The sequence below is a fragment of the Larsenimonas salina genome, from assembly GCF_023736155.1.
Lineage (GTDB): Bacteria > Pseudomonadota > Gammaproteobacteria > Pseudomonadales > Halomonadaceae > Larsenimonas > Larsenimonas salina.
The window spans coordinates 63738-84068 of sequence record NZ_JAMLJJ010000007.1; the positions used below are offsets into that span (position 1 = coordinate 63738).

The 20331-nt window shown below is 60.4% G+C and carries 18 protein-coding genes and 1 tRNA gene; 14 read left to right on the forward strand and 5 right to left on the reverse strand.

Features of this window, described 5'->3' with window-relative positions:
- Nucleotides 1-5: 5 nt before the first annotated feature.
- The 3 genes from NAT23_RS12895 to NAT23_RS12905 form a co-directional block, all read right to left on the reverse strand.
- Nucleotides 6-1025, reverse strand: a complete 1020-nt coding sequence (locus tag NAT23_RS12895) for an SIS domain-containing protein (RefSeq protein ID WP_251928937.1) — start codon at nt 1023-1025, stop codon at nt 6-8.
- Entirely contained in the window at nt 1025-1774 is a 750-nt protein-coding gene (locus NAT23_RS12900; protein WP_251928939.1) for a GntR family transcriptional regulator, read from the reverse strand. Before NAT23_RS12900 ends, NAT23_RS12895 begins: the two co-directional genes overlap by 1 nt.
- Nucleotides 1775-2008: 234 nt before the next feature.
- Complete coding sequence (locus tag NAT23_RS12905; protein ID WP_251928941.1) at nt 2009-3073, reverse strand: substrate-binding domain-containing protein; 1065 nt, start codon at nt 3071-3073, stop codon at nt 2009-2011.
- A 178-nt stretch (nt 3074-3251) separates the two neighbouring features.
- On the opposite strand from NAT23_RS12905, the gene NAT23_RS12910 reads away from it, so the two are divergent.
- The 4 genes from NAT23_RS12910 to NAT23_RS12925 are packed head-to-tail and all read left to right on the forward strand — an operon-like array spanning nt 3252 to nt 8542.
- Entirely contained in the window at nt 3252-3758 is a 507-nt protein-coding gene (locus tag NAT23_RS12910) for a formate dehydrogenase subunit gamma (RefSeq protein ID WP_251928943.1), read from the forward strand.
- Nucleotides 3758-5326, forward strand: coding sequence for a formate dehydrogenase beta subunit (locus tag NAT23_RS12915; RefSeq protein ID WP_251928945.1), 1569 nt, complete (start codon nt 3758-3760; stop codon nt 5324-5326). Before NAT23_RS12910 ends, NAT23_RS12915 begins: the two co-directional genes overlap by 1 nt.
- Nucleotides 5320-8238, forward strand: coding sequence for a formate dehydrogenase subunit alpha (fdhF, locus tag NAT23_RS12920; RefSeq protein ID WP_251928947.1), 2919 nt, complete (start codon nt 5320-5322; stop codon nt 8236-8238). Before NAT23_RS12915 ends, fdhF begins: the two co-directional genes overlap by 7 nt.
- Before the next feature lie 43 nt (nt 8239-8281).
- On the forward strand, nt 8282-8542 hold the full coding sequence (locus NAT23_RS12925) for a formate dehydrogenase subunit delta (RefSeq protein WP_251928948.1): 261 nt from the start codon (nt 8282-8284) through the stop codon (nt 8540-8542).
- A gap of 306 nt (nt 8543-8848) precedes the next feature.
- Here the strand turns inward: NAT23_RS12925 and NAT23_RS12930 are convergent.
- Nucleotides 8849-8925 (reverse strand) — tRNA-Pro (locus NAT23_RS12930).
- 78 nt (nt 8926-9003) lie between these two features.
- Nucleotides 9004-9978: an octaprenyl diphosphate synthase gene (ispB, locus tag NAT23_RS12935; protein ID WP_251928950.1), complete on the reverse strand. Its 975-nt coding sequence runs from the start codon at nt 9976-9978 to the stop codon at nt 9004-9006.
- 259 nt (nt 9979-10237) lie between these two features.
- On the opposite strand from ispB, the gene rplU reads away from it, so the two are divergent.
- The 10 genes from rplU to fkpB all read left to right on the forward strand — a co-directional run bounded on the left by rplU (nt 10238) and on the right by fkpB (nt 20326).
- Nucleotides 10238-10546, forward strand: coding sequence for a 50S ribosomal protein L21 (rplU, locus tag NAT23_RS12940; protein WP_251595422.1), 309 nt, complete (start codon nt 10238-10240; stop codon nt 10544-10546).
- Between the two features lie 40 nt (nt 10547-10586).
- A complete protein-coding gene (gene rpmA, locus NAT23_RS12945) occupies nt 10587-10844 on the forward strand; it encodes a 50S ribosomal protein L27 (RefSeq protein WP_251595424.1) in 258 nt (85 codons plus the stop codon).
- An 86-nt stretch (nt 10845-10930) separates the two neighbouring features.
- Nucleotides 10931-12121 (forward strand): Obg family GTPase CgtA, encoded by a 1191-nt coding sequence (gene cgtA / locus NAT23_RS12950; protein WP_251928952.1) that lies wholly within the window; start codon nt 10931-10933, stop codon nt 12119-12121.
- Nucleotides 12122-12157: 36 nt separating this feature from the next.
- Complete coding sequence (gene proB, locus NAT23_RS12955) at nt 12158-13297, forward strand: glutamate 5-kinase (RefSeq protein ID WP_251928954.1); 1140 nt, start codon at nt 12158-12160, stop codon at nt 13295-13297.
- Nucleotides 13298-13468: 171 nt separating this feature from the next.
- Nucleotides 13469-13735, forward strand: coding sequence for a 30S ribosomal protein S20 (rpsT, locus tag NAT23_RS12960; RefSeq protein ID WP_251595430.1), 267 nt, complete (start codon nt 13469-13471; stop codon nt 13733-13735).
- A 121-nt stretch (nt 13736-13856) separates the two neighbouring features.
- Nucleotides 13857-15404, forward strand: a complete 1548-nt coding sequence (gene murJ / locus NAT23_RS12965; protein ID WP_251928956.1) for a murein biosynthesis integral membrane protein MurJ — start codon at nt 13857-13859, stop codon at nt 15402-15404.
- 72 nt (nt 15405-15476) lie between these two features.
- The gene (ribF, locus tag NAT23_RS12970; RefSeq protein WP_251928958.1) at nt 15477-16538 is read left to right on the forward strand and encodes a bifunctional riboflavin kinase/FAD synthetase; all 1062 of its coding nucleotides are present in this window, start codon (nt 15477-15479) and stop codon (nt 16536-16538) included.
- A 9-nt stretch (nt 16539-16547) separates the two neighbouring features.
- Nucleotides 16548-19367: an isoleucine--tRNA ligase gene (gene ileS, locus NAT23_RS12975; protein WP_251928959.1), complete on the forward strand. Its 2820-nt coding sequence runs from the start codon at nt 16548-16550 to the stop codon at nt 19365-19367.
- Nucleotides 19360-19881 (forward strand): signal peptidase II, encoded by a 522-nt coding sequence (gene lspA, locus NAT23_RS12980; RefSeq protein WP_251928961.1) that lies wholly within the window; start codon nt 19360-19362, stop codon nt 19879-19881. Before ileS ends, lspA begins: the two co-directional genes overlap by 8 nt.
- Nucleotides 19874-20326 carry an FKBP-type peptidyl-prolyl cis-trans isomerase gene (fkpB, locus tag NAT23_RS12985; protein WP_251928963.1) on the forward strand — a complete coding sequence of 151 codons (453 nt, stop codon included), beginning with the start codon at nt 19874-19876 and terminating at the stop codon, nt 20324-20326. Before lspA ends, fkpB begins: the two co-directional genes overlap by 8 nt.
- The last annotated feature ends 5 nt before the right edge of the window (nt 20327-20331 follow it).

A 20331-nucleotide genomic window follows, 5' to 3' on the forward strand; every position in this document is an offset into this window, starting at 1 on the left:
GGGCATTACCGGGTGCGCGTTACCTTGCTGAGGTGGGGGGGTGCGTCCGGGTCGAGCCCACGGGCCCTAGCCAGCTGTTCGACCATCAGGTAAAAGCTTTGAATGGCGCTCAGCGGCTGCAGGTCGTCATGGGCGGCGTCCGAAAGCGTCAGCGTGCGCCTGGCAATGCGGGGATCGGCGGCCAGCAAGACATCGGCGCCGACACCTTCGAGCCAGTCGGCCAGTTCCAGAAGGCTCTGTTGCTCGGGGCCGGGCGGTGCGAACACCAGTACGGGATAGCCTGGGCCAATCAGGGCCATTGGCCCATGGCGGACTTCGGCGCCGCTGAACGCCTCCGCCTGGATGGCGCAGGTTTCCTTGAACTTGAGTGCGGCCTCCTGGGCAATGGCAAGGCCGCTGCCGCGCCCGATCACAAGCATTCGGTCAGCGTGCTCGAGCCGCTCGACCGCGCTGGTCCATGGCTTTGTGCAGGCGTGATCGAGTGTTTCGGGCAGGGCGGTGAGCGCGTCCAAAAGGGCTGTGTCTTCTGCCCAGAGGCCGATGAGTTGCGCGCAGGCGGCAAGCGTTGCCAGATAGCTCTTGGTCGCGGCAACACTTTGCTCGGTGCCTGCATGCAGGATCAGCTCGTGTGCGCTTGCGTGCCCGAGCGGGCTATCGGGGGCGTTGGTCAGTGCAAGTGTCCGGGCGCCACCCTGGTCGAGAGCGCGCTGAAGGTCGACGAGATCCGGGCTTTGACCTGACTGGGAAATGGCCAGTGACAAGGCGCCATCCACGTGCCAGGGCACCTGATGATGTGTGCTCAGTGACGGGGGGATCGAGGCCATCGGTCGGCCCAGGTGTTTCATCGCCAGATAGCCTGCATAGCTTGCAGCGTGGTCGGAGCTGCCGCGGGCAACGGTCAGCATCATGGCGGGCGGATGTGATCGCAAGGTGGCGGAAAGGCGGGCGAGTGGCGCCTCGAGGGCGGGCGTTTGCTGGCGCAGTATCGCTGCGCAACTCAGCGCTTCTTCCTTCATCAGAGACATCAGGACTCCTTGGGCGCAACGCCCAGTTCAACGACAAAGTCGTAGTAGTCGGTTCGGCAATAGGAGTTTGTCAGCTCGGCGGCGGTCCCGTCGGTGAGGTAGCCAAGGCGGGTGACTTTCAATAGCGCGCTTCCCGGAGCGACCTGGGCAAGTGTCGCAAGTGCCTCATCGGCGTTGACGGCGCTGACCGATTGCCTGGCCCGAACGATAGGCGTGCCGCGGTTTTCCAGATACGCATAAAGCGAGGCCTCGAGCGCGTCTGGCTCGGGAATGAACCGTGCCGGAAGACAGCTTTCCTCCACGGCGACCACAATGTCGTCCGCGAGCCTCAGGCGTTTGAGGTGCACGACCGGGTCGTTCGGGCCCAGATCGAGCCGCAGCCGTTCCTCAAGGTTTGTATGCCCTGTATGTCGATCGAGCCAGTGCGAGCGTGGCGTGAACCCGCGGCGAGCCAGCTGTTCGCTGAAACTGGTCAGTCGGCTGAGTGACGGGGCGACGCGAGGCGCGATGAAGGTGCCCGAGCCGTGGGTGCGAACGATGAGCCCCTGTTCGACCAGACGCTCCAGTGCCTTGCGGGCGGTAATGCGCGAGACTCCGACGCGTTCGGCCAGTAGCCGCTCGGAGGGCAGGGCGTCTTCGCTGCGCCATTCGCCCAGCTCGATCGCGCGTGCCAGCTGGTTCGAAAGCTGGCGGTACAGCGGGGTGGTGTTTCCCGGGTGCACGGCAATGCGCGCGAGAGGATCGGTCATGACGGGGTGGCTCTTGTTGGATACCAGTGGTCTTTTTGCATACCAGTAAAAGACCAAAACATAACCAATTGGATACCAGTTGAGAACTCTGATGTGTCAGGTCAGGCGTTTTATCGCGCTTAAGGCCTCAAGGGTGTCGCTTCTCTTTTTGTAAACCCTGTTTGTACATGTGACGCGCCCGAGTGCCGGGCGGTACGTTAATGGCTCGAGGTGATCAAACCGGTCTCTGATCGCTCAGGCATCGCGCCCATGCCCGAGCGTTAGATCATCGAAGGTGCCGATCGTGCCGCAATGATCCGGCTCGTAGCCGGTCAGGCGTTCGAGGGAGGCCAGAAATTCGGGCGTGGTCATGGCGTCGAGCAGCTGGCATACGTTGTGCTGATTGAGCTGAGCCGTGTGGCAGACCAGAAGGTAGTGTTCGTGGGCCAGGTCAATGAAGTCGAGTCCGAACTGGGCGGCTGCGGCCTCGACGCCGAAGCCGACATCGGCCATGCCGGCGGCGACGTAGGCGGCGACCGCCGTATGGGTGAATTCTTCCTGGGTGGCGTGAGCCAGCCGGATTTCATCGAGGCCGCACTCATCCAGTAAAAGGTTGAATAGAAGGCGGGTGCCCGAATGTTCGTCTCGGTTGATGAAGCGAAGCCCCGGTTGAGTCAGATCGGCCAGCCCCTGAACGCGTTCGCGAGTCTCTGCACGCAGAATCAGCCCCTGCTTTCGAGTCACGAAGCGGATGATGCGAAGGTCCTGGTCATGGATCAGCGGTCGGTAGGTTGCAAGCACGCGTTCGGCGCGCGTGGGGTCGGCCGGCAGATGAAGACTTGCCAGATCACAGTCGCCGCGTTTCAGGGCGCTGAGGGCTTCGATCGGGTTGCAGTAACGAAGATCCAGCTCACCGGCGAGTTCCGGCAGCAGCGCGACAGCGTAACCATGACTTGCATGTAGCCGAAGCACCGGGTGGGCGCCTTCAAGCAGTTGCTGGATCTGATTGTTGAGCTCGGATGCCATGCTGTCGAGCTGAGGCTCCAGCCGGGCTCTGAGGCGCTGTTCCGACCAGAGCAGTCGTTCGCCCAGCGGTGAGAGGTGTGTGCCATGTCCTTTCCGCATGACCACCATCGCCATGCCGAAGAACTGCTCACCGCGAGTCAAAAGGTTCCAGGCATGGCGGTAGGAGATGCCGGCCTGCTGTGCGGCGCGCGTAAGCTTCCCGGTCTCATGGATGCCGCTGAGCAGAGTAAAGGTCACCGGGTCCAGCAGGTCGCCATCCTCACTTCGAAACAGCCAGGCTGGGGCGATGTTCAACTTTTTTCTAAGCATCGTTGTGCATATTTGTTGGATTCCCGGGGTATGCTAGGTTGCGCACAAGTGACTTAAGCATAAAGCAATTAAGAACAATTATTCCTATACGACGTTTGAATGAGTGCTGACGGACCGACCGTTCCGGCAGACCAATTCGACTACTTGATGAGGCAATCAGGTCATGTCTAATGCCAGTGCATCAGCAACCGGCGCCTGGACGCCGGCGCTGATCCAGGAAGTAATCGACGCCCACAAGGCGCTGCCAGGCGCGATGCTGCCGATCCTCCACGCGATCCAGGACCGTTTCGGATACATTCCAGACGCTGCGATCCCCTTGATTTCCGAAACCTTGAGCTGCACCCGCGCCGATATCCACGGCATCATCACCTTCTATCACCACTTTCGCACCCAGCCCGCCGGGCGCAACGTGATCCATGTGTGCCGCGCCGAAGCGTGCCAGGCGGTCGGAAGTCGTCAGCTTGAAGCGCACATCAAGAAGACGCTGAACGTGGACTACCACCAGACTACGCTCGATCACGAGTTCACGCTCGAGCCGGTGTACTGTCTGGGCAACTGCGCCTGCGGTCCGTCGATTCGCGTCAATGACGACATTCACGGGCGCGTCACGCCGACGCGTTTCGAAGAATTGGCCGATGAACTGACCACGGCCGTGGTGGAGGTGAAGTGATGACAACGACCGTTTATGTTCCCTGTGATACCACGGCGCACTCGTTGGGCGCGGATAAGGTGGCCTCGCTTCTCGAGCGGGCCGCACGCGAGCGCTCCCTCGATTTGACGATCAAGCGAAATGGCTCGCGCGGGCTGTTCTGGCTGGAGCCCTTGGTCGAGGTCGATACACCTGAGGGGCGCGTGGCCTATGGCCCGGTCGACCCTTCCGAGGTGGCCAGTCTGGTCGAGGCCGGGCTGTTCGACGGCGCGCAGACCCACGAACGCGCGCTCGGGCTGACTGAAGAAATTGCGTACCTTAAAAAACAGCAGCGTCTGACGTTTTCGCGCATCGGCATTACCGACCCGCTGTCGATTGAGGACTATGAGACGCATCGCGGCTTCAATGGCCTCAAAAGCGCGATCGCCCGCGATAGCCAGAGCATCGTCGATGAGGTTAAGACGTCCGGCCTTCGTGGTCGCGGCGGCGCCGCATTTCCGACCGGTATCAAGTGGCAGACCGTACACGATGAGGCCCCGGGTCAGAAATACATCGTCTGCAACGCCGATGAAGGCGATTCGGGCACGTTTGCCGACCGTCTGGTCATGGAATGTGACCCCTATCTTCTGATCGAGGGCATGACCATTGCCGGTCTCGCCGTTGGAGCGGATCAGGGCTACATCTATTTGCGTTCGGAGTACCCGATCGCGCATCGGATGCTGAACGATGCGATTGCCAGGGCGACCGATGCCGGTTACCTGGGTATGAACATCCTGGGCTCCGGTCAGAACTTCTACCTCGAGGTACGCCTTGGGGCCGGCGCCTATATCTGTGGCGAGGAAACCTCGCTGCTCGAAAGTCTCGAGGGGCGTCGTGGCCTAGTGCGTGCCAAGCCACCGCTTCCGGCCATCGAAGGCTTGTTTGGCCGGCCGACGGTCGTCAATAACGTCCTGTCGCTGGCGGCCATCCCTTATATTCTCGATCACGGCGGTCAGGCCTACGCCGATTACGGCATGGGTCGCTCCCGTGGAACGGTCGCGATGCAGCTTGCCGGCAACGTCAAGCGTGGCGGTCTGGTCGAGCTGGCGTTTGGTACCACGCTCAGTGACCTGATGAACGACTTCGGGGGCGGCACGCTTTCCGGGCGGCCACTCAAGGCCGTTCAGGTCGGTGGCCCGCTCGGGGCGTATCTGCCGGAGAGTCAGTGGAATAATCCGATCGACTACGAAGGCTTTGCGGCTTTCGGAGGGGTTGTGGGCCACGGCGGCGTTGTTATGTTTGATGATAGCGTCGATATGGGTGACCAGGCCCGCTTTGCCATGGAGTTCTGCACGGTCGAGTCCTGTGGCAAATGCACGCCGTGTCGAATCGGTGCCGTACGCGGCGTCGAGGTCATCGACCGCATTCGTGCCGGCGAGAACGCAGAAAAGAACCTCACACTGCTCGGTGAGCTGTGTGAAACAATGGTTGACGGCTCGCTGTGTGCGATGGGCGGCATGACGCCGTTCCCGGTCCAGAGCGTCATGACCCATTTCCCCGAAGATTTGACACCTCAATACGCCGTAGAGGCGGGAGGCACGCCATGCTGAACTATTTCGATCCCAAACAGCCCGATTCCGGTCAGCCACACAATGGCTTTGATCCGTCGCTGTTCGAGCGCGACCTGGGTACCCCCGGGCGGACATCGACCAAGGCCGTTGCGCTGACGATCGATGGCTTTGAAATCAGCGTGCCGGAAGGCACGTCGGTCATGCGCGCAGCGGCGCTTGCCGGTATTACCGTGCCCAAGCTGTGCGCGACCGATAACATGGAAGCCTTCGGTTCCTGCCGCCTGTGCGCGGTGGAAATCGAGGGGCGTCGTGGCTATCCGGCCTCCTGCACCACGCCAGTCACTGAAGGCATGTCGGTTACGACGCAAAACGGCAAGCTTGCCAAGCTCCGTCGTAACATCATGGAGCTCTACATTTCCGATCACCCGCTGGACTGTCTGACCTGTCCGGCCAACGGCGATTGCGAGCTTCAGGACATGGCCGGCGCGGTTGGGCTGCGTGAAGTCCGCTACGGCTATGAAGGCGCCAACCACCTCGACGCCAAGATCGACGATTCCAACCCGTATTTCAGCTTCGACCCCAGCAAGTGCATCGTCTGCTCACGCTGCGTGCGCGCCTGTGGCGAAGTTCAGGGCACGTTCGCACTGACCATCGATGGCCGCGGGTTCGGCTCGATGGTGTCCGCCAGCCAGAACGAGCCGTTCATGGATTCCGAGTGCGTGTCCTGCGGTGCCTGTGTGCAGGCCTGCCCGACGTCGACGCTGATGGAAAAGAGCGTGATCGAGGAGGGCGTGCCCGAGCACAGCGTGGTCACCACCTGCGCCTACTGCGGCGTTGGCTGCTCGTTCGAAGCCCAGATGAAGGGCGACAAGCTGATTCGAATGGTGCCGTACAAGGGCGGAGACGCCAACCACGGCCACTCTTGCGTCAAGGGCCGCTTTGCCTTTGGCTACGCCACCCACAAGGATCGTATTCGCGAGCCGATGATTCGCGACTCGATCGATCAGCCGTGGCGTGCAGTCTCTTGGGAAGAAGCCCTCGAGTTCTCGGCGAAGCGCCTGAAAGGCATCCAGCAAACGTACGGGCGCGACAGCGTCGGCGGCATCACGTCCTCGCGCTGCACCAACGAAGAAACCTATCTGGTTCAGAAGCTGATTCGCGCGGCGTTCGGCAACAACAACACCGACACCTGTGCCCGTGTCTGCCACTCACCGACGGGGTATGGCCTCAAAACCACGCTGGGTGAATCCGCGGGCACACAGACCTTTGATTCCGTCATGAAGGCCGACGCCATTCTGGTTATCGGTGCCAACCCGACGGACGCTCACCCGGTATTCGCCTCGATGATGAAGCGTCGCCTGCGTGAGGGCGCCGAGCTGATCGTGGCCGACCCGCGCCGCATCGATCTTCTGAAAACGCCGCACGCTGAAAAAGGCCTGCATCTGGCGCTCAAGCCCGGCACCAATGTGGCACTCGTCAACGCATTGGCGCACGTGGTGATCACCGAAGGGCTCGAGGACGAGGCGTTTGTGGCTAAGCGTTGCGACACCGAGGGCTATCAGAAGTGGCGCACGTTCATTCAGGAAGCGCGCCACGCGCCGGAAGTCTCCGAGGCTGAAACCGGTGTGCCGGCAGCGCTGGTTCGCACAGCGGCGCGCAGGTACGCAACAGCCGGCAATGGCGCAATCTATTATGGATTGGGCGTGACCGAGCACAGCCAGGGCTCCACTACCGTCATGGCGATCGCGAACCTGGCGATGGCCACCGGCAACATCGGGCGTGAAGGCGTCGGGGTCAACCCGCTGCGCGGTCAGAACAACGTGCAGGGCTCCTGTGACATGGGCTCGTTCCCGCATGAACTGCCGGGCTATCAGCACGTGGCCAATACCGAGGTCCGTGAGCGCTTTGAGTCGGTCTGGAACGCCAAGCTCGACGATGAGCCGGGGCTTCGTATCCCGAACATGTTCGATGCGGCCGTCGCCGGAACGTTCAAGGGGCTTTACGTACAGGGCGAAGACATCGCTCAGTCCGACCCCAACACGCAACACGTTGAAGCGGCGCTCTCCGCGCTTGATTGCCTGATCGTTCAAGACATCTTCCTGAACGAGACGGCCAAGTTCGCTCATGTGCTGCTGCCCGGAGCGACCTTCCTCGAGAAAAACGGCACCTTCACCAACGCTGAGCGTCGCATCAACCGTGTACGCCGGGTGATGCCGCCCGTTGCCGGCAAGGAAGACTGGGAAGTGACCCAGGCGCTCTCCAACGCGCTCGGGTATCCGATGAACTACAGCCATCCGTCCGAGATCATGGATGAGATCGCGCAGTTGACCCCGACGTTCACGGGTGTGAACTATCAGCGACTCGAAGAGCTGGGCAGTATCCAGTGGCCGTGTAACGACGACTACCCCATCGGTACGCCAACAATGCACGGGGTGGACTTCCCGATCGGCAAGGGCCATTTCGCCATTACCGAGTATGTGGCCACCGAAGAACGCACCAACCGACGTTATCCGCTGTTGTTGACCACTGGCCGTATTCTAAGCCAGTACAACGTGGGCGCGCAGACGCGGCGTACCGCCAACAGCGAGTGGCATGAAGAGGACGTGCTGGAAATCCATCCGGTCGATGCCGAAGATCGCGGCCTCAAGGATGGCGATTGGCTGGGTATCCGAAGCCGTGTAGGGCATACGGTACTTCGCTGCCGGGTCAGTGACCGCATGGCACCGGGCGTGGTGTACACCACGTTCCACCATCCGGGCAGTGGCGCCAACGTCATTACCACCGATAACTCGGACTGGGCTACAAACTGCCCCGAGTACAAGGTAACGGCGGTTCAGGTCGAGAAGGTCTCGCAGCCTTCCGACTGGCAGCAGCGGTTCCAGCAGTTCGATGAGCAGCAGCAGCGCTATCTTGAGCGTGCCGATGAATCGGAAGGCATGGCCATCAAATGAGTGCGCCTTTCAATGATGACGTACGCCAGGAGAGGAGTAGCGAATGAACGAAGTTGACGTGCTGGTCAAGATGATCAATCAGATCAGTATCAACAATCGCCATCATGGGGAAGATGCTGCCGCGGCCGAAGAGGTCGCGCATCATCTCAAGAAATTCTGGGCGCGACGGATGAAGCAGCAGATCATCGAGTATGCCGAGAAGGATGGGGCCGATTTGAACGACGTGTCGAAGCTGGCTGTCGCTCGCCTCAAGGCGCTGTCGGATGAGGTCGAAAGCTGGCCGCAAACCTCTGATGCCGGGTAATTCATGACGGTAATCGCAAAAAAGCCACCTTCGGGTGGCTTTTTTGCGTTCAGAGCGGGCGCGCTGTAGAGCTGGGAGAGTTCATCGCGCCCGGTACATCGTGTTGGGTAAGGTCGTTACCACGCGAGCGAATTGTGCTCAGTGCGCGCCTCTAGGGCACGACAATATAGGTGATACACGTGTTGCATCGAAGGAGGCACTCTGAGCGAACATGTGCGGTTAGGAACCTGATTGGAGCCCAGAAGGCAGGTATAAAAAAACCGCCACCCGGTATGATCCGTAAGTGGCGGTTTTTCATAACGTTCTTGGTCGGAATAGCAGGATTCGAACCTACGACCTCTGCCTCCCGAAGGCAGCGCTCTACCAAGCTGAGCTATATTCCGAAGCGTCGAAAGCAAGAGGTATTGCTTTGTGGACGAGGCAGCATTATACGCAATCGTTTTGGGTATGCAAGTCCTTCATTACGACGTGCGTTCCACGGCCTGGTGGGCCAAAAGGGTCAGGCTGTCCTTGAACGGGGAATCCGGCAGATGCTCGAGTTCATCGAGCGCAAGCTCAATGCAGCGATTGGCCTGTTCCCGGGTGTATTCGAGCGCCCCGCATCGCTGAACGATGGAAAGCACCTCATCCAGATGCTCAAGTCCGCCTTCCTCGATGGCCTTTCGGATCACGGCCGCCTCGGTCTCGGAGGTGACCTTGAGAGCGTGGATCAGCGGCAGGGTGGGTTTGCCCTCGGCAAGATCGTCACCCACGTTCTTGCCCATTGCGTCCGCGCTTCCCTGATAATCGAGCAGGTCATCGATCAGTTGGAAGGCCATGCCGAGCTGGCGGCCGTAGACCTGAAGCGCTTCGACCTGACGCTCGCTGCCACCGGCCAACACGGCACCAGTGTGCGAGGCAGCCTCGAACAGCATGGCCGTCTTGCCCTGTATGGTATCGAAGTAGGCCTGCTCATCGATATCGGCGTTGCCGATGTTGGTGAGTTGAAGCACTTCGCCTTCGGCAATCGTTGATGTCGCGCTCGAAAGAATCGCCATGATACGCATCGAGCCCACATCGACCATCATCTGGAAGGAGCGGGAATACAGGAAATCGCCGACAAGCACCGATGGCGCGTTGCCCCAGGCTTCGTTGGCAGTGGCCTTGCCTCGTCTCAGGGAGGATTCATCCACCACATCATCATGCAGTAGCGTGGACGTGTGCATGAACTCGATGAGCGCGGCCAGGAGAATATGGCGATCACCCTCATAGCCCAGTGCACGGGCGGCAAGAAGCACCAGAAGGGGCCGGAGACGTTTGCCGCCACTTTCTACAATGTAGTGTCCGATGGTCTGGACCAGAGGAACGCGAGAGGCAAGTTGTTGCTGTATCGTGCGATCCACGGCGGCGAAATCGTCAGCCACCGGGGCATGGGTCGGCAATGCGTTTGGCTGCATGACTCGGCTTGTCATCTAGGGTGGGGCCGCGAACTGAGTGGCCATGGTTGCCGGTATGCTAGGCATCGGCCTGTATAACGTCAAGGCAAAGGCGTCTTTGGGCGAATAACCCAGGGCGTGCATTGTGTCAAGAACGCCAACATGTGTATAATTCGCGCCCGACTCATCGTGCTCCCTGTCAGATGGTTGCCAAAAGGGGCGCCAATTGCCGCAGGTCGATGAAAAGAAGCGAAATGAGATGAGCCCTTTGGAGAAAAGCATGTACGCAATCATCAAGAGCGGCGGTAAGCAGTACCGCGTCCAGGAAGGCCAGCGCATCAAGCTCGAGAAGCTTGAAATTGCGACCGGTGAAAACGTCGATTTCGATCAAGTTCTGATGGTCGGCGGTGATGACGTCAAGATCGGCGCTCCGCTGGTCGAAGGCGCCAAGGTTACTGCTGAAGTGGTTTCCCATGGCCGTGGCAAGAAAGTCGGTATTTTGAAATTCCGTCGCCGCAAGCACAGCATGAAGCGCCAGGGCCACCGTCAGTGGTACACCGAAGTCAAGATTACCGGCATCTCTGCGTAAGCAGCGCTGTCTAACGTTCAAACGCTAAGGAGACAGTTCCATGGCACATAAGAAGGCCGCAGGTAGTACGCGTAACGGTCGCGATTCCGAATCCAAACGCTTGGGTGTGAAACTCTTCGGTGGCCAGGAAGCCATCGCAGGGAACATCATCGTGCGTCAGCGCGGCACCCGCTTCCACGCTGGTACCGGCGTAGGCATTGGTAAGGACCACACGCTTTTCGCACTGACCGATGGTCATGTGAAATTCGAGACCAAGGGTCCGAAAAACCGCAAGTTCGTCAGCATCGTCTCTGCCTGAGCGCGCTGATGTGATTGCTGAAAAAGCCCCGCCCAGGCGGGGCTTTTTTGTCGTAAGGCGAATATATAATACGCCGGGAGAATGGCATGCAGTTTGTCGATGAAGCTTTAATCACCGTGGAAGCGGGCAACGGCGGTAACGGGTGCCTGAGTTTTCGCCGAGAGAAATACGTGCCGAAAGGAGGCCCCGACGGCGGTGACGGTGGTAATGGCGGCAGTGTCATTCTGATCGGCGACGAATCGTTGAATACGCTGATCGATTTCAAGTATCAGCGGTTCTATAAGGCCGAGAACGGGCAGCCGGGCCAGGGCCGTCAGATGAGTGGTCGCCAGGGCGAGGATCTCGAGATTCGCGTGCCGATCGGAACCTCCGTGGTCGATGTCGAAACCCTTGAGGTCATCGGGGATATTACCGAAGAAGGCCAGCGGCTGAAGGTGGCCCAGGGTGGCCGGCGCGGGCTGGGTAACGTGCACTTCAAGTCCTCGACCAACCGGGCGCCCCGACGCACCGTGCCCGGTACCGAAGGCGACCGGCGTCAGCTGAGATTCGAGCTCAAGCTGATGTCAGATGTCGGTCTTCTGGGTATGCCCAACGCGGGCAAGTCGACCTTGATTCGAAGCGTGTCGGCAGCCAAGCCGAAAGTCGCGGACTACCCGTTCACCACACTGGTGCCGAACCTTGGGGTAGTAAAGCTCGGTGCCCACGAGCATTTCGTGATGGCCGATGTGCCCGGATTGATCGAAGGTGCGTCTGAAGGCGCAGGGCTGGGGCTTCGTTTCTTGAAGCACTTGACCCGAACGCGCCTGCTGCTTCATGTGGTCGATGTGGCGCCGTTTGACGAGCGTGACCCGGCCGAGGTGATCGAAACGATCGCGCATGAGCTCGAGCAGTTCTCTGAAACGCTTGCCGAGCGTCCGCGCTGGCTGGTGTTCAACAAATGTGAAATGCTCGATGACGATACGCGCCGCGAAACGATCGAAGACATCGTGTCACGGCTTGGCTGGGAAGGCCCCGTGTTTGAAATCTCGGCCATCAGCGGTCAGGGCACCGATGCGCTGGTGCAGGCGGTGCACCGCTGGTTGACCGAGCAGCGCACGCTCGAGCTTGAAGATGAAGCGGCGCGCACCCGGGAGCTTGAAATGCGTCGACGCATGGAAGCGGAAACCATCGCTCGAGCCGAGGAGCGACTGGCTCAGCGCAAGTCGCCTCGGGTCGCTGAGGCCGACGAGGATGACGATGACGATGAATTCGATGTGGACGTCGAATACGTTCCCTGAAGATGGTCGTTTTCTGACAGGATATAGGATCAGGTGATGAATGAGGCAGGGGTCGGACGGGCGTCGCTGAGTGCGGCACGCCATGTAGTGGTCAAGATTGGCAGTGCGCTTTTGACCGACAACGGTCAAGGCCTGGATGAGCCGGCCATCGGGCGCTGGGTCGATCAGATTGTCGAGTTGAGACGGGCCGGGATCAAGGTGACGCTGGTGTCTTCCGGCGCCGTGGCGGCCGGAATGGCCCGCCTCGGGCTCACGGTGCGCCCGGAATCGCTGGGCGAGCTTCAGGCGGCGGCCGCCATCGGTCAGACGCGACTGGTGGAGTGTTATGAAGAGCATTTCGAACGCCATCAGTGCCAGACCGCCCAGATCCTTCTGACCCACGCCGATCTATCCAACCGTCGTCGTTACCTGAACGCGCGTTCGGCGATCACGTCGCTGCACGGGTTCGGCGTCGTGCCCATCATCAACGAAAACGATACGGTCGTAACCGATGAAATTCGTTTCGGCGATAACGACACGCTTGGTGCGCTGGTGGCAAACCTGCTCGAGGCTGATGCACTGATCATCCTGACCGATCAGGAAGGGCTATTTGACGCCGACCCTCGTCGTGACCCAAACGCCACCCTGATTGCCGAGGCCGATGCCCATGAGCAGCGGCTGGTCGATGTGGCCGGTACCGGGGGTGTACTCGGCCGGGGCGGTATGGCGACCAAGGTAAGGGCGGCGCGGCTGGCCGCGCGCTCCGGTGCGCAGACCGTGATTGCCAGTGGCCATCAGCCCAATGTGCTTTCACGTGTCGTTGCCGGTGAATGCGTCGGCACGTTATTGACCCCTCATGATGCCCCGATCGCCGCGCGCAAGCGTTGGCTGGCCGGGCAGCTGAAAAGTCGTGGAACGCTCACGATCGATGCCGGCGCCGCGCGGGTGCTTGCCCATCAGGGGTCAAGTCTTTTGCCGGTCGGTGTGCGAGCGGTCGAGGGCGATTTTCGTCGCGGTGATCTTGTGGTCTGTGTCGACCTGGAGGGGAATCGGGTCGCGAAGGGGCTCGTTAATTACGACGTCGATGATGCGCGGCGCATCATGGGCAAGCCATCGAGTGAGATCGAGCGTCTGCTCGGGTTTGTCGAGGCGCATGAAATCATCCATCGCGACAACCTTGTTTTGCTGGACGCGTGAGGCGCTTTCAATCGCGATTGTTGGGTGATATTATCCCCCATCCTCTCAGACACAGCCCGTTGATCATTTATTTATGACAATGGCAGGAAGTCGCTTCGGTGTCCTAATCGACCCGTTGTACACGCGGCTTTCATTTCGAACACGACTGTCGAGATCCCCAAGGAGTAGACGGTGGCGAACACCAAGCAAGCACGTAAACGCGCTGGTCAGGCTGAAAAGCGCCGGCAGCACAACGCAAGTCAGCGTTCCATGGCTCGTACCTATGTGAAGCGCGTCATCAAGGCCATTCAAACGGGCGATCACGCTCAGGCCATGGACGAGTTCAAGAAGGCGCAGCCGGTCATCGACCGCATCGCCGACAAGAACGCGTTCTCGAAGAAAAAGGCTGCTCGCATCAAGAGTCGTCTGAACGCACGAATTAAGGCGCTGGCTGCGTAAGCCGGGCGCTCGTGCATGATGAAAACCGGCCTTGGCCGGTTTTTTTATGCCTTGTTGATACGTTGGGTCGTTGACGAGTGACCGGTCTGGGTCGCGCAGTGGTAGATCGAAAGGGACTGAAATGAGTAAATCGGCCGGATTGCTGAGGTCAGGGGCGATCGTTGGTTGCATGACCATGCTGTCGCGTGTGTTGGGCCTGGTTCGAGACGTGACCATTGCGGCGCTGTTCGGCGCCGGTGCCGGGGCGGATTCCTTCTTTATCGCCTTTCGGATTCCTAATTTCCTGAGGCGTTTGTTTGCCGAAGGGGCATTTAACCAAGCCTTCGTGCCGGTGCTCTCGGAATACGCGACGTCCAAGTCCCGCGATGAAACTCGGGCGCTGATCAACGCGACCGCCGGCAGTCTCGGGCTGGTGCTTCTGATCGTGACGGCCTTGGCGATCGTATGCGCGCCATGGCTTGTGTGGGTGTTCGCACCGGGCTTCAAGGACGACGGGCACGGCAAGCTTGCACTGACCGCTGAAATGCTCAGGCTGACCTTTCCCTATCTGATGCTCATTTCGCTGACGGCGTTTGCCGGCAGCATCCTGAACAGCTGGAACCGGTTCGCCGTGCCGGCCTTCACGCCGGTCCTGCTCAATCTGTCGATGATCGGTGCGGCGTTTCTGCTCTCGCCGCACATGTCGGTGCCGATCATGGCGCTGGCCTGGGGCGTACTGATCGCAGGTATTCTGCAGCTGGCGTTTCAGGTTCCGTTTCTGCTCAGACTCGGTCTGTTGCCAGTGCCGGTGCCGAATTTCCGCCATCCGGGCGTTCGGCGCGTGCTGCGTCTGATGGGGCCGGCGCTGTTTGGCGTGTCTGTCTCTCAAATCAATCTGTTGCTCGATACGGTGTTGGCTTCCCTGTTGGTCGGGGGGAGCGTTTCCTGGCTTTACTACTCCGACCGTTTGGTGGAATTGCCACTCGGGGTGTTTGGCATTGCGATCGCAACCGTCATTCTGCCCGCGCTTTCCCGCCAGCATGCGACTGAAGATCCCACGCACTTCGCCCGCATGATGGATTGGGCGCTGCGCGCGGTTTTGCTGATCGGGTTACCTTCGGCACTGGCGCTGCTCGTTCTGGCTGAGCCCTTGCTTGTCACGCTGTTTCACTATGGCGCGATGACGGACCACGACGTTGTGATGTCTGCGCAGAGCCTTCGGGCCTACGCGGCCGGGCTACTGGCGTTCATGATGATCAAGGTGCTGGCGCCGGGCTTTTACGCGCGCCAGGACACCAAAACCCCGGTCAAGATCGGTGTGGTGGCCATGGTTGCCAACATGGCGTTCAATCTGGCGCTGATCGTTCCGCTGGCGCACGCAGGCCTTGCGCTTGCAACCGCGCTGTCAGCGTACCTGAACGCCTTTTTGCTCGGGCGCGGCCTGCACAAGCAAGGGGTGCTCAAGGCGCAGCCGGGCTGGCTCAAGTTTTCCGGGCAGCTTGCGGGCGGTTGTCTTGTGATGCTTGCAACCCTTTGGTGGGCTACACCCGGATGGCAGCAGTGGCTTGCGTGGTCGGCGCCCGAGCGGGCCGGCGTATTGCTTGCCCTGGTGGCGGGCGGATGCGCGGTGTATGTGGGGTGGCTTGGCTTAGTCGGAATCCGCATGCGTCATTTCCGACTCAATGGCTGAGCCTCAAGGCTGATAGGCTGGTGCCCCTTCGTTATACTTGAGGGCTACGCCGCCGGATGGACAGGATGCACTATGGAACTGATAAGGGGTTTGCACACGCTGCGCGCACATCATCGGGAATGTGTGGCAACGATCGGTAATTTCGACGGCGTGCACCGTGGGCATCAGGCCATACTGGAGCAGCTCAAGACGCGTGCGCGCGCCCTGAATCTGCCGGTCACTGTGGTGATCTTCGAGCCACAGCCGCGGGAATACTTCGCCGGTGACCAGGCGCCACCGCGTCTGACGCGGATGAAGGAAAAGCTGCGCCTCTTGAAGGCCTACGGCGCCGACCGCGTGCTGTGTCTGCCGTTCAACCAGAAGCTTCGAGAACTTTCCGCCGACGATTTCATCGAACGGGTGCTGGTCGACGGCCTCGGCGTGCGTCATCTGGTGGTTGGTGATGATTTTCGATTCGGCTGTGACCGGGCCGGCAACTTCGAGCTTTTAAAAGAAAAGGGCGCGCGGCACGGGTTTGACGTCGAGCACACCCACACCTTCATGCTCGATGATGAGCGCGTCTCGAGCACGCGGGTGCGAACGCTTCTGGCGTCGGGTAATTTCCGTCAGGCCGCGCACCAACTGGGGCGCCCGTACGTGTTCATGGGCCGGGTGGTCAAGGACCGTCAGCTTGGGCGCACCATTGGCATTCCGACCGCCAATGTGCCGCTGCTGCCAGGGCCGATGGCGCTTCGGGGCGTGTACGCGGTGCAGGCACTTCTGGACGACGGCGCCTGGTACCCAGGCGTTGCCAACGTGGGTTGGCGCCCCACTGTAGGCTCGAGCCGTCCGGTGCTTGAAGTGCATCTACTTGACATATCGCCAGAGCTTTACGGCCGCCCGATGATGGTGATGCCGTGTGCGCGCCTTCGCGGCGAAGAAAAATTCGATGGCCTGGAGGCGATGCTTGCGCAGATAAAAAACGATATCGCGCTGACTCGCCGCTATTTCAACGCACTACCTTTCACGGGCGGACAGACGGGCGAGGCGTCGTTTGATGACGCGGACCTGACGCTGCCGGTTTCGGACCGCATGGATACGCTTTTGGCTTCCGCGCCATTAACGTATGCATCCACAGATCATGATGATGGCTGACCTTCTGCTATGAGCGACTATAAGCACACTCTCAACCTGCCTCACACTGACTTCCCCATGCGCGGCAATCTGCCGGGCCGGGAGCCCGAGCGCATCACGCAGTGGCAGGAAATGGATCTCTATCAGCGCCTGCGCGAGCACTGCGCCGGTCGCCCGAAGTTCGTGTTGCATGACGGCCCTCCCTACGCCAACGGCAGCATTCATATCGGCCACGCCGTCAACAAGATCCTCAAGGACATCATCATCAAGTCCAAGACCGTGGCCGGTTTCGATGCCCCGTACGTGCCGGGCTGGGACTGCCACGGGCTTCCGATCGAGCACAAGGTCGAAACCGAGATCGGTCGCGCCGGCGTCAAGGTGGGTTACCGCGAATTTCGCCAGGCATGCCGAGACTATGCGGCGCGCCAGGTGGAAGGGCAGAAGGAAGATTTCATTCGTCTGGGCGTGGTCGGTGATTGGAAAAATCCCTACCTCACCATGAACAAGGCGACCGAAGCCAACATCGTTCGAGCGCTTGGCAAGATCGTCGACAACGGCCACCTGATCAAGGGCTACAAACCGGTGTACTGGAGCGTGGTCGGGCAAAGCGCGCTGGCCGAGGCCGAGATCGAGTATCAGGAAAAAACCTCCACCGCCATCGATGTGCGCTTCAGTGCCTGTGCGCCCGAGGCGGTCTACCGCGCGTTCGAGTACAGTGGCGAGACTGCGCCGCTTGCGATCGTGATCTGGACCACTACGCCCTGGACCCTGCCGTCGAATCAGGCGGTGGCGCTGTCGGCCTCGCTCGAGTACGCCCTGGTCCGGGTCGATCTGGGCCATGGCGAGGAACACGTGATCGTCGCGACCGATCTGGTCGAAGACGTCATGACTCGGTGGGGCGCCGAGCACCATGAAGTGCTTGCCAATGCTGCCGGCAGCCGCCTCGAGTCGTTGACACTCGAGCATCCGTTCTACGACAAGCAGGTACCGGTGGTGCTGGGTGACCACGTTACCCTCGATGCCGGTACCGGTGCGGTGCATACGGCGCCGGATCACGGCATGGAAGATTTCGTGGTCGGCCGGGAGTACGGCATCAGCACGCTGAATCTGGTTCAGGCCGACGGCACCTACAGCAGCAAGGCCGGTGAGTTTGCCGGTCAGCACGTCTACAAGGTCGACAGCGCCATCTGCGAGGCGCTCGAGCGCGAAGGCAAGCTGGTCAAGCAGGAGTCCTTCCAGCACAGCTATCCGCACTGCTGGCGCACCAAGACCCCGTTGATCTTCCGGGCTACGCCGCAGTGGTTCATCTCGATGGACAAGGAACAGCTTCTTTCGAAGGCGTTCGAGGCGGTCAAGGGCGTGAACTGGACGCCGGCCTGGGGGCAGAGCCGAATGGAATCCATGCTGGCCTCCAGCCCTGACTGGTGCGTCTCGCGTCAGCGCACCTGGGGCGTGCCGATCACTTTGTTTGTACACAAGGATACCGGCGAGCTTCACCCGAAAACGCCGGAGCTGATCGAATCGGTCGCGCGTCGCATCGAAGATGAGGGCATGGACGTCTGGTTCGAACTCGACGCCTCCGACCTGCTCGGCACCGACGCTGCGCACTATGACAAGGTGACCGACACGCTGGACGTCTGGTTCGATTCGGGCGTGACCCACTACAGTGTGCTCAACCAGCGTGAGGAGCTCTGCTTCCCGGCGGATCTTTATCTGGAAGGTTCCGACCAGCACCGCGGCTGGTTCCAGTCCTCGCTCAAGACCTCGATCGCGATCAACGACTGCGCGCCGTATAAAGGCGTGCTGACGCACGGTTTCACCGTGGATGCCCAGGGCCGCAAGATGTCGAAATCAATCGGCAACGTGGTCGCGCCGCAGCAGGTCATGAACAAGCTCGGCGCCGACATTCTAAGGCTTTGGGTCGCCTCGACCGATTATTCCGGCGAAATGGCGGTGTCCGATGAGATTTTGAAACGCACCGCCGACACCTATCGCCGTATTCGAAATACCTCGCGCTTCCTGCTTGGTAACCTGACCGGCTTTGACCCTGTGCATCATCAGGTCGCGTTCGAGGACATGATCGCGCTCGACCGTTGGGTGATCGACCGCGCTGCACAGTTGCAGACGCGCATTCAGAAAGCCTACGAGGAGTACCGCTTCCTCGACGTGTGCCAGCAGGTGCATACGTTCTGTTCGCGCGAGCTTGGCGGGTTCTATCTCGACGTCATCAAGGATCGCCAGTACACCACTCAGGCGGATTCGCTGGCCCGTCGCAGTTGCCAGACCGCGCTTTATCACGTGATCGAGGCGATGGTGCGCTGGATCGCGCCGATACTCTCGTTCACGGCCGAAGAGATCAACGAACATATTCCGGGCGATCGCAGTCAGACCGTGTTCTTCACAACCTACTATGAGGGGCTGTCGACCCTGCCGGACAATGACGTCTTCGGACGCCAATTCTGGAACGACATTCTTGACGTGAAGCACGCCGTTAACCGCGAGATCGAGACCGCTCGCAAGGACGGCACGATCAAGGGCGCGCTCGATGCCAACCTGACGCTTTACGTCAACGACGATGTGCAGGCGCGGCTGAGCAAGCTCGGCGATGAACTGCGTTTTGTGCTGATCACCTCAGACGTGGTGCTCAAGCCGCTCGAGGAGGGCGCGTCGCTTGGCATGTCCGAGCTCGACGGCCTCAAGGTCCAGGTCGAGGTCAGCCCGTATGAGAAGTGCGCACGGAGCTGGGAGCGCCGTCCGGACGTCGGTACTCACCCCGAACACCCGGATCTATGCGAGCGCTCGATCCTGAATCTGCCGGATGGCCCGGGTGAGGTGCGCCACTATGCCTGAGACGCATGACGCGCCCTTGATGAGGCGACCGCTTCGCTGGTGGCTCTTGTCGATCGTGATCATCGCGCTCGATTTGGGCACGAAGCTCTTGATGACCCAGTGGCTTTCCTACGCCGAGCCCCGGGAGATTCTGCCGTTTTTCGATCTGACGCTACTGCACAATACTGGCGCGGCGTTCAGCTTCCTGGCCGGGCACGATGGCTGGCAGCGCTGGCTGTTCGCCGCGATCGCGGTGGGGGCAGTCGTTGCGCTGACGCTTTGGCTCAAACGGCTCAAGGCCAATGAAACGCTGACGGCCGTGTCGATCGCACTAATCATGGGCGGGGCGCTCGGCAACCTTTATGATCGCGTGGTGCTTGGCTACGTGGTCGATTTTCTGTCGTTTCATTGGCAGAACTGGTACTTCCCGGCATTCAATCTGGCGGATACGGCCATTACGCTTGGGGCGATCGGCCTTGTGCTGGATACGCTCCTGCCCAAGCGCACACATGCACGCGAGGTGCCTAATGAGTAGTTATACGGTCGACGAGGGCATGCAGATCACACTGCATTTTTCGCTCTTGCTCGAGGATGGAACGGAAGTGGATTCGACCCGCGAGCAGGTGCCTGCGGTGTTCGTATACGGCGATGGCAACCTGCCGCCGGGGTTCGAGCGCGCGATCAAGGGGCTTGGCGTAGGCGAAAGCGGTCAGTTCGCGATCACGCCCGAGTACGCGTTCGGTCAGTACAATCCGCAAAACGTTCAGCAGCTCAAGCGCGAAGACTTCGATCAGAGCATCGAGCTTGAGGAAGGGCTGGTCGTGTCCTTTGCCGACCCGACTGGTGGCGGGGAATTGCCAGGGGTTATCAAGTCGATGGACGGCGATCGCGTCGAGGTGGATTTCAATCATCCACTGGCTGGGCGTACACTGACCTTTGATGTCGACGTTCTGGACATCGTTCCAGCGACCACGCACTAACCGAG